Consider the following 13,035-nt stretch of genomic DNA (forward strand, 5'->3'; position numbering starts at 1 on the left):
AATTGCTGGGAAAGCAATCTATCTTGAGGTGGATTGCTTTTTCTGTTGGCAAACTTGAGAAGCTGAATGAAAGCGGTGTTATCATGGAAACTGTGGTAGAATTATGATGAAACCTGATACTTAATCATACGAGGAGTGACAATACAATGGACAGGATTGCGTTTACCATTTTTGGAATAGAAGTTGCCTGGTACGGGATGTTGATTGCGACGGGGATGTTGCTTGGTGTTTTACTGGCGGTGAGAAGAACAAAGGCAATCGGTGTACAGGAAGATATCATGTATGATATTGCCCTTTGGGCGATACCGGCAGGTGTCATTGGTGCGAGAATCTATTACGTTATCTTTAACTGGGCATATTATTCTCAGGATTTGATACGGGTTCTACAGTTTCGTCAAGGCGGCTTGGCTATTCATGGCGGGATCATTGCAGGGTTTGTGACGGGATACTTTCTTTGTCTTAAGCATGGGGTAAGCTTTCTGGCCATGGCTGATGTTGCTGCTCCCAGCATGATTTTAGGTCAGGCAATTGGCCGCTGGGGCAATTATTTTAACCAGGAAGCGTATGGCAGACCGACAGAACTGCCCTGGGCAATCATCATTGATGGTGTGGGAGTGCATCCCACTTTTCTATATGAATCAATCTGGAATTTTTTGGTGATGGGCTGGCTGCTTTTCTACACAGATAAAAAGAAAGTGGATGGCGAGGTATTTTTGCATTATCTGATTTTATATTCTGTCGGACGATTCTTTATTGAAGGTTTGCGCACAGATAGCCTGATGATTGGTCCCCTGCGCACAGCACAGGTTGTTTCGCTGCTTATGATCGTTGTCGGTCTTGTGGGAGTCAAGTGGCTCCGACACCAAAAGAAAAACAAACACGGTAACTCGGAGAGTTTGAACGAAAACATGATGAGTGTCAATGACGAACATCAGCAACACAAAGACAAATAATGCTGAAAGAGTCGACAACTTGAATACCGGGTATAGGAATATATGATTGTGGATCGCGTATCAAAACGTTTTGTGCCGCTCTTTTGTGAGCGGTTTTTTTATTGCCATATAACAGCAAGTATTCACGCGGGAAACCATTGAAAACATGATATATTCTGGTTGAAATGGAAGAAATAAGAATATGTGTTCGTAGGAAAATGTTCCCGATGCGTTGAAAAAACGAACATTACCATGAAAAAATATGATTTTTGACTTAAAAAAAGTTGAATATTATCAAAAAGTGGTATAAAGTGGTATAAAGTGGAGAAGATGACCATAGAAGATAGGGATGGGTGGCGCGCATGTTCATTGGTGAGTATTCTCATACAATTGATACAAAGGGCAGGCTAAGTATGCCGGCGCGTTTCCGTGAAATTTTGGGAGAATCATTTATTGCAACCAAAGGACTGGATCAGTCTTTGTTTGTGTATCCAATGGAAGAATGGCGAATTCTGGAGGATAAACTGAAACAACTGCCATTGACCAATCAAAATGCGCGCGCTTTTGTCAGGTTTTTTTTCTCAGGAGCAACTGAATGTGAGCTTGATCCTCAGGGACGAATTCGAATTCCCGCCAACCTCAGAGAACATGCCGAGCTGGAGAAAGAAATAGTGATTATTGGTGCAGGAACACGCGTTGAAATTTGGAGTCAGCATGTATGGTCAAATTATATTGATGATGAGAATCTTAGTTATGATGAGATCGCAGGTAAAATGCAAGAATTGGGCATATAAAACGAGACTGAGGAGCTGACCCGGATGGAAACACAACATGTGTCTGTGATGCTTCAAGAATGCCTGGAATCCTTGGCCATTAAGCCAACTGGTGTCTATGTGGATGGCACATTGGGAGGAGCCGGACATTCAGGTGAAATAGGTCGGCGGTTATCTGCTTCTGGCAGACTGATAGGCATTGATCGCGATGAAGTGGCGATACAGCGTGCTCAAACGCATTTGAATAATATGAATCTTCAATGCGGAGTGACAATCGTGCGGGATCACTTTTCGAATTTACGGAACATTTTGCATAATCTGCAAATAGAACATATTGAAGGGCTTTTGCTAGATCTGGGTGTATCTTCATTCCAGTTGGATGAAGCCGAACGAGGGTTTAGTTATATGCAGGACGGACCTTTGGACATGCGAATGGATCAGCGAGAGACGTTGACAGCTAAAGAAATTGTTAACACCTATTCTGAAGAAGAGTTGGCATGGTTGATTCGTGAATACGGAGAAGAGAAATGGGCAAAACGAATTGCAGCCTTCATTGTGAAGGCAAGGCAATTGGAGCCTGTCGAATCCAGCAGTCGACTGGTGGAAATTATCAAGCAGGCAATTCCTGCCAAAGCAAGAAAAGAAGGTCCGCACCCAGCGAAAAGAACTTTTCAGGCAATACGCATGGAAGTGAATCAAGAATTGCAACAAGTTGACAGAACGCTTGAAATTGCTGCGAAGTCACTGAGTCCTGGTGGTCGAATTGCGGTTATTTCATTCCACTCTCTGGAAGATCGCCTGGTCAAAAATACATTTAAGCGTTTAAGCGTAACTTGTGTGTGCCCGCCGGAATTTCCAGAATGCCGATGTCAGCATGTGCCACTTTTAAAGCTTGTGACACGAAAACCCTTGTTGCCATCATCTGAGGAAGTGGAGCATAATCCCAGGTCAAGAAGTGCCAAATTGAGAGTGGCAGAACGAATATAACCGATTGGTTTTAGCGGGTTGATGTTATTGACTGTAGCAAAGGAGGTGTCACCTAATGTATGCTGCGGAAAGAATCAGGGAAATGGATTACGATGATTATAGGCAGATGCCCAAGCGTCAGCAGACGGCATCCAAAAAGGCAAAGCCTCAAAAAAGCTATATGCCTGAGACCTGTGCACTTTTACTATGCATCGTGGCTTTTCTTGGGCTGAATCTGTTTCTAATCAATCGTTTTGCAGAAATCACTGCCACAAAGCATCAGGTGACACAGTTGGAAAAGAGCTTGGAACAATTGCAAAACCAACGGGAACAGCTCATGGTTGAAATTGAGCAATCGTCTAAACTGGAATGGATTGAACAAGAAGCGGTGAACCGGCTGGGTATGCGGTATCCTGACAAAAGCCAGTTGATTTATATCAGTGTTGACCCGGCCAGTGTGGCCTTGTTAGCGGGAGAAATACAGGAGGACCCGCTGGCGGAAAACGAAGATGGTGGTCTGCTGCCTTATTCCATTGAAAAGATTTTTCATAAATTTGCCGGCATACTTCGGATCTAAAAATGGTATACTGAATCTGAAGGGGTGGTTTGATTGAACCGCAGAATGGAAAGCAGCCGTAAACGGTTACTTTTTTTACATATGCTGGTTTCGTTATTACTGTTTGTGCTGGTCTTGCGATTGGGTTGGCTTCAGATTGTGGAGGGAGAAAAATATCAGTCCATAGCAAATCGACAGCAGACAAGCGATATAGTGGTTCCCTCCAAGAGGGGTACTATTTATGACCGGAATGGTAAAGAGTTGGCGATTACAACCGTCAAAAATAGAATATGGGCAAATCCTTATTTGATTGATGAACCGGTTGAAACTGCCAGCCAACTCTCGGAAATCTTGCACATGGATGAAGAAGACCTGCTGGAACGTCTGACCAGAGAAAATACAACGCTGGTGAGTCTGGCCAGAAGAGTTGATGACAGTGTGGTTCAGCAAATGCGCGATTTGGGAGTGCGTGGAATTTGGTTTGTGGATGATAATGAACGGATGTATCCATATGGAAATTTCGCGTCGTTTGTGCTTGGACACACCAATGTTGACGGGCAGGGGATCGCGGGAATTGAACAAAGATATGAGAAAGAGCTGGCAGGTATTGCAGGTCGGTCGATTGTCAATATCGACGGAGCAAGACGGCAGCTCCCTTTTCATGTGGAAAAACACTTTCCGCCGGTGAATGGGGCCGATCTGGTGCTGACCATTGATGAAGTCATTCAGCACTATACCGAAAGAGCTGTCAATCAAGCATGGCAAGAACATAATGCAGAACGGGTCATTGCCATTGTGATGGAAGTTAAGACTGGGGAAATTCTGTCTTTGGGCATCAAGCCAGACTACGATCCAAATCAGCCCCGTGTTCATCTTCAAGAAGCCGAACAGGAGCAGCTTGTATCGATGACTCAGGAAGAACAGATGGAGCGCTGGTTTGAAATGTGGCGAAATCCGGCGTTTCAGGAAGTCTATGAGCCGGGTTCTGTTTTCAAAGTTGTTACTGCTGCAGCGGCCCTTGAGGAAAATCTGGCGACTCCGTCGACCAAGTTCTATTCTACAGGAACAATTGATGTTGCAGGAACAACTATTCGTTCTTGGCGGTGGTATAATCCTTTCGGTGAGCAGACGTTTAAGGAAGCTGTTCAAAATTCCGACAACCCGGTTTTTGTTCAGCTGGCCCAGCAAATGGGAAAAGAATCACTTTACAGACATTTGTTCGAAGCTGGAATCACTCGGCCGACAGGCGTTGATTATCCTGGTGAAGTTAGTTCATTCATGTATTCATTGCCACAAGTTGGCCCAGTGGAACTTGCGACAATATCTTTCGGACAGGGAATATCGATCACGCCGATCCAAATGATGGTTTCAGCAGTGGCAACCATCAATGATGGAAATGTGATGCGACCACGCTTGGTGCGTGAACTGCGTAACGAAAAAGGCGAATTAATTGAGCGATTTGAACCAGAAGTAATCCGACAGGCATTTTCTGCAGAAACATCCAAACAAATGAGGGATATCCTCGAATCAGTCGTGGCTGAAGGATCCGGCAATCGTGCCGCTGTTCAAGGTTACCGAATAGGTGGCAAGACGGGGACAGCTCAAAAGGTCATGCCGGGCGGATATCAAAAGGGCAAATACATTGCATCGTTTTTTGGTTTCTTTCCAGCAGATGACCCCGAACTGGCATTGCTGGTGATCATTGATGAACCTCGGGGTGCCGCCTACTATGGTGGTGAAATTGCAGCTCCTGTGGCCGGCGAAATTTTTCGTGAAGTGATTCGCTATAAAGAGTATAAACCGGCATATCAAGAGACTGAAATGGACGCTCCTCCGGTGGTGGAAGTGATTGTTCCTGAAGTGCGGGACATGACGGTGGCAGAAGGTGAACGTCTTCTGAGGGAAAATTTACTGGTGATGCAGGTCGAGACTCAATCTTCACTTGGTGATCAGGCGATTATTGCTGATTTGTTTCCAAAGCCTGGCACGACTGTACCCGCGTATTCAAATGTGATATTATATACGGGTTATGATTCCGGAACATCATCACTTGTGATGGTACCTGACTTAAGTGGGAAGACGATACGTGAAGTTAATACCATTCTAAGTGCAAGAGACTTAAAACTTAAAATTACCGGCAGTGGATTAGCTAAAGAACAGGTTCCGGAGGCAGGTACACTTTTAGAACCGGGTTCGCTGGTAAATGTTCACTTTGCACCATAAGCTGTGCGCTGGGAAAGACAGAACTCGAACCATAAGGAGATCACTCATGAAACTTGAAGAAATAGTTCAAAATCAGACTTTCAAGCTGCTACAGGGAACACTGTCATGTGAGATAGGGTCAATTGTGTATGATTCACGCCAGGCCAGACCTGGAAGCCTTTTTGTATGTATCAAGGGGTTTCAAACTGATGGCCATTTGTATGTTCATCAGGCTGTCGAGCTGGGAGCTGTTGCTGTTTTGCTGGAAGAGGAACTGGCATTGCCTGGTCATCTGACGGTTGTTCAGTCACCAGATACAAGAAAGGCTTTGTCGGCATCGGCTTCGATCTTTAATGGGATGCCATCTCAGCACCTTGACTTAGTGGGAGTAACTGGTACCAACGGCAAAACAACAGTGACCTATTTAGTGAAAGAGATTTTAAATCATGCGGGAAAAAAAACCGGCTTAATTGGCACCATCACCAACTGGATTGGAGATCGTCAAATTCAAACCATTCGCACCACACCTGAGTCCGTCGATTTCCAACGATTACTCAAGCAAATGGTTGATGAACAGGTGACAGCCTGTGTCATGGAGGTTTCTTCTCATTCTCTTGCGTTGGAGAGGGTCAATCATACTGAGTTTCACACAGGTGTTTTTACCAATCTTACAGAAGACCATCTTGACTTCCATGCTTCGATGGAAGCCTATTACCAGGAGAAGAAGCGTTTATTCACAATGACTAAGCATAACAATCTGCTCAATATAGATGATGAATATGGGCGACGAATGGCAGAAGAACTGCGTTCGGAGGGCTATCCGATTATTACTTATGGGATGAGTGATGACAGCGATCTTCAGGCTATGGATTCGATCTTGGCACTGAACTGTGTTTCCTTTTATGCAAAAGGGCTTGAAATAGATCGGAAAGTGACGCTGCCTATTCCGGGAAAATTTAGTGTGTATAATGCGTTGGCGGCTATTGGAGCAGCCAGGTCGCTGGGTATCGATCCCGATACAATCTGTGAAGCCCTGAAGGTGGTAAACGGGGTTCCCGGAAGGTTGGAGCAAATCTCTGAATATACCGATTTTGGTGTCGTGGTGGATTACGCACACACACCCGATGCCCTGGAAAATGTTCTTAAAACCATCAGACAATTTACTGAGAATCGAATTATTACTGTGTTCGGATGCGGTGGCGATCGGGACAAAAATAAACGACCACTAATGGGGAAAATTTCTGGAGAGCTAAGTGATATAAGCATTTTAACATCTGATAACCCCCGTTCAGAAGATCCAATGGAGATCTTAAGCATGATCGAAATGGGAATTCGGGAAACGAAGGGAACGTACCAATTAATTGAAAATCGGAAAGACGCCATTAAAGAAGCGCTTTTACTTGCCAAAAGAGGCGATGTGGTATTGATTGCTGGAAAAGGTCACGAAACCACGCAAACCATTGGTCATGTGACGACCCATTTTGATGATCGGGAAGTGGCCAGATTGTTAGCAAGGGAGGCTGGCATCCATGAAGGCTGTTAGCCTGTTGCAAATTAGCCAATGGACATCGGGCGTTATCAAGAAATCAGGTCAGCAGAAAGAAATCAGCCATGTGACCATTGATTCAAGGCAGGTAAAGAAGGGCAGTCTTTTTGTTCCACTTAAAGGAGAAAGAGTTGATGGACATGCATTTTTAACACAGGCGGCTGAAAACGGTGCGGCAGTGGCGTTTGTCGAAACGGGATATACCTGCCCTGCATCAACCGGGTTGTCGATGGCAGTCATTGAAGTGGACAACACCCTGCTGGCGCTGCAACAATTAGCTGCTGCTTACAGAGATCAATTTCAGCTTCCTGTAATTGGAATTACAGGAAGCAATGGAAAGACAACAACGAAAGATTTAATTGCATCCGTGCTTTCTGTAAAATATTGCGTGCACAAAAACAAGGGAAACTATAATAATCACATCGGTTTACCTTTGACACTGCTGGAACTTGAGCCGGCTCACCAATGCGCTGTACTGGAAATGGGAATGTCTGGAATGGGTGAAATCAGTGTGCTCAGTCGCTTAGCAAAGCCATCGCACGCATTGGTCACCAATGTGGGATGGGCTCATGTGCAAAACTTGGGAAATCGCGAGAATATTGCCGAGGCAAAAATGGAAATCCTTGAAGGCCTTCAGTCTGATGGAGTGCTCATCATCAATGGAGATGATGAGTATTTACTTCAACAGATTGAACGAAAGGTGCTGAATAATTCTGTTATTCGTGTTGGATTTTCTCCGGGACTGGAAATGCAGGTGCTGGGAGTGGAAGATTTGGCTGGAGAAGGGTTTGCTTTTCGAACTAACAGGACTGGCGGTAATATCTTCCGTGTCATGCATCCGGGAATGCATCATGTTATCGGGGGTCTTTTCGCCGTTCTTATAGGTCAACTTTTCCACATGACGCCAGAAGAAATTCAGGAAGGCTTGAATAGTTTTGAACCATCTGGCATGCGCATGGAAATTATCCGTACCAATCAATGTGAGTTGATTAATGATGCGTATAATGCAAATCCCGATTCAGTTAAAGCGGCATTGAAAGTATTGAAAAGCAGGACTGGTAACCGACGCGTTGCAGTGCTTGGCAACATGTTTGAACTGGGTGAAGAGACAGAGAGACTACATCGGGAATTGGCGCATGAGCTGATGGATGCTGCAGTCGATGTACTCATAACTGTGGGTGAGATGGCTAGGTGGATTGCGTTGGAAGCGGCCACGCTGGAGATGAATTCAAAAGAGTTGATTATTTTTGAAACTGCGACACCAGAAGAAGCTGCTTTGATTTTATCCAGAGAGACTCGGGAGAAAGATGTAATCCTTGTTAAAGGGTCACGGGCCATGGCCATGGAGAAAATTGTGGTGCAATTGATGGAAGGGGACATGTAAGGTGTTGCTGCAACGCTCGCTGGTATTGGCAATTCTTTTGGGTTTTCTTTTTGCTGCTGCACTGGGGCCGGTTTTGATACCAGTTTTAAAGAAAATTAAGGCAGGGCAGAGCATCCGACAGGATGGCCCACAGAGCCATCTGGCAAAACAGGGAACACCGACAATGGGTGGACTAATGTTTATTCTCGCCTCGGTAACGGCCACATTAATGATGACACAATTGGAAGAAACTCTGTTGTTAGCATTGATGGGTTTTCTCATTTTTGGAGCGATCGGGTTTGTTGATGACTATCTCAAAGTCGTGTTGAAACGCCCCATGGGCTTAAGGGCCTATCAAAAAATGATCATGCAATTAACTGCTGCTGGCGGGTTACTGCTGTTTGCTGAAAATAGAGGCTTGGTGCCTTCTCATTTATACATTCCATTTCTGCGGGATGAACTGACGCTTGGTTGGGTGATGATACCATTTCTTATATGGGTGATAGTGGGGACTGTCAATAGCGTTAATTTAACAGATGGTCTGGATGGTTTAGCTGCAGGCACAATGGTAATTGTCAGTGGGTTTTTCAGCCTTGTGTGCTGGCATCTTTCTTTTACTGAGTTGGCATGGTTTGCTGGTACGCTTTCAGGAGCGTGTCTGGGATTTTTGATTTTTAATATTTACCCCGCGCGGGTTTTTATGGGCGACACTGGCTCTCTGGCTCTTGGAGGCGCACTGTCAGTCATTGCCCTCATGACTAATCTAACCCTGCTTTTGCCTGTGGTAGGTGGAATCTTTTTTGCCGAAACACTCTCGGTTATTTTGCAGGTAGCAAGCTTTAAGCTGACAGGAAATCGACTTTTTAAAATGAGTCCACTACATCATCATTTTGAGTTGTCGGGCTGGTCTGAAAGTCGCGTTGTGACAACTTTCTGGGGCGTCACGATCGTTTTGTGTCTAGTGGGCATTCTCGGTATTCCCTGAACAGCGAGAGACGCAAGTAAGCAGTGGTTGGTGTAATTAGCATAATAGGGAGGGTTTGACATGCATCTGAATGGACTTAAAGTACTGGTAGTAGGGATTGGCATAACAGGTGTCCCGCTGATTCAATTTTTGCATACCCAAGGCGCGCGGGTTTTTCTTAATGACATGAGAGATGCAAGTTCGTTGGCGGATACGTTGCAACCTCTGGAAAATATGATTGAGAAAGTCATTCTGGGTGGACATCCTCAGGATCTGTCACTTTATCAAGACCCTGAACTGATTATCCTATCACCAGGCGTCCCGGTGGACCTTCCCTTTTTAAGAGCATTCAAAAAACTGAACATTCCCATTATAGGGGAAATTGAACTGGCTTATCAGCACATGAGGGCTCCTGTGATAGCCATCACAGGAACCAATGGCAAAACAACAACAACAGCTCTTACAGGAGACATGTTCCGTCTGGCCGGGAAAGAGACTGAAGTTGTGGGCAACATTGGTATTCCTGGTATTTCGCGAGTTGACACACTCGACGAAAATGGCTATTATGTGATGGAAGTCAGCAGTTTTCAGCTGGAAACCATTCAACAGTTCAAGCCAAAAGCTGCTGCGTTATTGAATATTACACCGGATCACCTCAATCGCCACGGCTCGATGGATGCTTATGCAGCGCTGAAATATCGCATTTTTGAAAATCAGACAAAAGATGATGTGGCTGTTATCAATGCAGATGATGCAGCCTCCATGGCTTATAATAGCGGGTTGCGCTCGATTCCTCTCTATTTTAGCAGACAAAAGAGACTATCCAGCGGCATCTTTGTTGACAAAGATGAAATTGTTTTCCGTTGGAACGACACTGAGAAGAAAATCATTGCAGTTGATATGATCCAGATTCCCGGGACTCATAACCTTGAAAATGCGCTGGCTGCATCTGGTTTAGCTTTGGCCTGTGGTTTGCCTCCAGAAGCCGTTGCTGAGGCGCTGGTCAAGTTTCCGGGGGTAGAGCATCGCATTGAATTTGTTGCAGAAAAAAATGGGGTAATATACATTAATGATTCGAAGGCAACTAATCCTGATGCAGCGATTAAAGCAGTGGAAGCCGTCGCAGCTCCTTTGATTTTGCTTGCAGGCGGAATGGATAAGAAGAGTGACTTTACCAGTCTGCTTAACGCATTCCGTGGGAAAGTAAAGTATTTATTGGTATATGGTGAAACAGCACCTCTTTTGATGGAAGCATCAAACCGTTTGAACTTTTACGAGGTGAAACAGGTCAAAAACTTGGATGAAGCTGTAAGGGTAGCAGCAGCATTGGCTGAGTCTGGGGATTCGGTACTCTTGTCTCCAGCCTGTGCCAGTTGGGATATGTATGCAAACTTTGAAGAACGAGGGGCTCACTTTAAAGCACTGGTTGGCGAACTGGACGGCTAAACGCGTTTATTGAGACTGACGATCTGCAGGTTTTAAGCTGGCTTGCAGAGACATTGGAGTGGTACCATGGACAAGGAAAACAGGCAACGGATGGATTTGACCCTCTTACTGACAGCAATTCTATTGGTGGCAATTGGCATTATCATGGTTTTTAGTGCCAGTTATTCTTATGCGATGTCAAATATGGGAGACGGATTGTTTTTTTTGATACGCGTATTGCAGTGGGCGGCTATTGGATTAGTGCTGATGATTGTATTCAGTCAGATCAATTATCAGTTGTGGAAAAAACTGGCTAACCTATTGCTGCTGGCTTCATTGGTGTTGTTGGTACTGGTGTTAACGCCTGTTGGAACAGAGATCAATTTTGCCCAACGGTGGATCCATATTGCCGGTCTTTCATTGATGCCGACTGAAGTGGCGAAATTCAGTTTGATTATTTTTATGGCGGCCAGTCTTGAACGTAAGAAGAACCAGATGCAGACATTTGACCAAGGAGTCATTCCCTATTTGCTGCTGAGTGGCGCTGTTTTTTTTCTGGTATATAAACAGCCGGATTTCAGCACTGGGTTGGTACTGGTTTTTTTGATGATCATCATGATGTTTATTGGTGGAATACGCATTAGTCATTTTGCATTTCTTTCATTGGCAGGACTGGGTGCAGTGGGGAGCTTTCTGGCATATGTCTTTTTGTCCGGGCAAGGTTACAAAACGCGCCGTCTGGTAGCCTATCTTGATCCTTGGGCAGATCCGTCCGATGCAGGCCTTCAAACAATCCAATCACTTCTGGCAATAGGTTCGGGCGGGCTTTCAGGCAAAGGCATTGGGAGAAGCATTCAGAAGCACCTGCATTTGCCGGAGCCTCATAATGATTTTATTTTTTCGATTATTGCCGAAGAACTGGGATTTATAGGCAGTGCTTTTGTGATTGTGCTTTTTGCGTTGTTCATTTGGCGTTGCACGCGGATTGCCATGAATGCACCAGATGTTTTTGGATGCCTTATTGCCTCGGGTGTTGCCACTTTGGTAGGAATACAGGTCATTATTAACATTGGTGTGGCGACATCATTGCTGCCTGTAACAGGAATTCCACTTCCCTTTATCAGTTTTGGAGGAAATGCACTTGTTGTGTTGATGGCATTAACAGGCATACTTTTAAACATATCCAAGAGATCAGTTGGTGCAGGAGGTTAAACATGCGTTATTTAATAAGCGGAGGTGGCACAGGAGGGCACATATATCCAGCCATTGCCATTGCTGATCGAATAATGGAAGCTGAACCGGATGCTTCAATTTTATTCGTCGGAACACAAAAAGGACTTGAGGTGGAACTGGTAACGGCTGCTGGTTATGATATTAAACCTATCACCGTTTCATACCTTAAGCGAAAACTTTCATTTCATAATGTCAAAAGTTTGGGCATGCTTTTGAAAGGTTTGACTGAGGCGGGTAAAATAATCCGACAATTCAAACCCGACTGGGTGATCGGGACAGGTGGATACGTTTCAGGTCCTGTCGTCTACCTCGCCGCACAAAAAGGAATTAAGACCTTAATTCATGAACAGAATGCTTTTCCAGGGCTGACCAACCGTATTCTCTCAAGGCATGTTGATGTTGTGGCTCTCAGCTTCGAAGAAGCAGCATGCCATTTTAAAAAAAAAGATCGGCTGGTGGTGACGGGAAACCCGATTCGCAAAGAATACTATCAGCTGACGGTAGATGAGGCCCGAAAGAGTTTTCCAGAGTATGATGAGAAAAAAATGGTGTTGATCGCCGGCGGAAGTGGCGGCTCATCAAGTATTAATGCAGCTGTTCATGAAATGATTCAACACTCTGATGAGCTACCATTTAAACTATTATGGGCTACTGGAAAGAATCATTACGCACAGATGAAAAACATCATTGATGAGCAATCGTTTAAGGAATCCGGACACCAAATAGTCCCTTATATTCATCGAATGCCATATGCCCTGAAAGCTTGTGATCTTGTTGTGTGCAGTGCTGGGGCAATTACCATAGCTGAAATACAGGCTTCGGAAAAATACGCAATTCTGATACCAAAAGCGTATACAGCAGATAATCATCAGGAAAAAAATGCGCGCATGATGGAATCCTGCGGATATGCCACGGTCATTCGTGAAGAGGAGCTGAGTGGTGCGCTTTTGTATCAGCAGATACTGAATGGTCTGTTGGAAGATCATCAGGTGGTGGAACTTACAAAAGTCAGACCTGCCGTCGATCGCATCTGGGCACAATTACGGCAGGATTAACCGGTTTAACCGGAATTGTT

At 44.9% G+C, this 13,035-nt stretch carries 11 protein-coding genes; all 11 read left to right on the top strand.

The window, feature by feature from the left end; all coding sequences use genetic code 11:
• Positions 1–146 precede the first annotated feature (146 nt).
• On the top strand, positions 147–953 hold the full coding sequence (gene lgt, locus QOL74_RS04795) for a prolipoprotein diacylglyceryl transferase (RefSeq protein WP_283408315.1): 807 nt from the start codon (positions 147–149) through the stop codon (positions 951–953).
• A gap of 341 nt (positions 954–1,294) precedes the next feature.
• Positions 1,295–1,726 (top strand): division/cell wall cluster transcriptional repressor MraZ, encoded by a 432-nt coding sequence (mraZ, locus tag QOL74_RS04800; RefSeq protein ID WP_283408316.1) that lies wholly within the window; start codon positions 1,295–1,297, stop codon positions 1,724–1,726.
• Between the two features lie 24 nt (positions 1,727–1,750).
• Positions 1,751–2,692, top strand: coding sequence for a 16S rRNA (cytosine(1402)-N(4))-methyltransferase RsmH (rsmH, locus tag QOL74_RS04805; RefSeq protein WP_283408317.1), 942 nt, complete (start codon positions 1,751–1,753; stop codon positions 2,690–2,692).
• Positions 2,693–2,747: 55 nt separating this feature from the next.
• Positions 2,748–3,248 (top strand): septum formation initiator family protein, encoded by a 501-nt coding sequence (locus QOL74_RS04810; RefSeq protein ID WP_283408318.1) that lies wholly within the window; start codon positions 2,748–2,750, stop codon positions 3,246–3,248.
• Between the two features lie 81 nt (positions 3,249–3,329).
• On the top strand, positions 3,330–5,450 hold the full coding sequence (locus QOL74_RS04815; RefSeq protein WP_283408654.1) for a penicillin-binding transpeptidase domain-containing protein: 2,121 nt from the start codon (positions 3,330–3,332) through the stop codon (positions 5,448–5,450).
• Positions 5,451–5,496: 46 nt separating this feature from the next.
• Complete coding sequence (locus QOL74_RS04820; RefSeq protein ID WP_283408319.1) at positions 5,497–6,972, top strand: UDP-N-acetylmuramoyl-L-alanyl-D-glutamate--2,6-diaminopimelate ligase; 1,476 nt, start codon at positions 5,497–5,499, stop codon at positions 6,970–6,972.
• The gene (locus tag QOL74_RS04825) at positions 6,959–8,359 is read left to right on the top strand and encodes a UDP-N-acetylmuramoyl-tripeptide--D-alanyl-D-alanine ligase (protein WP_283408320.1); all 1,401 of its coding nucleotides are present in this window, start codon (positions 6,959–6,961) and stop codon (positions 8,357–8,359) included. Before QOL74_RS04820 ends, QOL74_RS04825 begins: the two co-directional genes overlap by 14 nt.
• A 19-nt stretch (positions 8,360–8,378) precedes the next feature.
• Entirely contained in the window at positions 8,379–9,323 is a 945-nt protein-coding gene (mraY, locus tag QOL74_RS04830) for a phospho-N-acetylmuramoyl-pentapeptide-transferase (RefSeq protein ID WP_283408655.1), read from the top strand.
• A gap of 60 nt (positions 9,324–9,383) precedes the next feature.
• On the top strand, positions 9,384–10,748 hold the full coding sequence (murD, locus tag QOL74_RS04835; protein ID WP_283408321.1) for a UDP-N-acetylmuramoyl-L-alanine--D-glutamate ligase: 1,365 nt from the start codon (positions 9,384–9,386) through the stop codon (positions 10,746–10,748).
• A gap of 66 nt (positions 10,749–10,814) precedes the next feature.
• Positions 10,815–11,939 (top strand): putative lipid II flippase FtsW, encoded by a 1,125-nt coding sequence (gene ftsW / locus QOL74_RS04840; RefSeq protein ID WP_283408322.1) that lies wholly within the window; start codon positions 10,815–10,817, stop codon positions 11,937–11,939.
• Positions 11,940–11,941: 2 nt separating this feature from the next.
• A complete protein-coding gene (gene murG, locus QOL74_RS04845) occupies positions 11,942–13,015 on the top strand; it encodes an undecaprenyldiphospho-muramoylpentapeptide beta-N-acetylglucosaminyltransferase (protein ID WP_283408323.1) in 1,074 nt (357 codons plus the stop codon).
• The last annotated feature ends 20 nt before the right edge of the window (positions 13,016–13,035 follow it).

Source organism: Anoxynatronum buryatiense, assembly GCF_900182905.1.
GTDB lineage: Bacteria > Bacillota > Clostridia > Peptostreptococcales > Tindalliaceae > Anoxynatronum > Anoxynatronum buryatiense.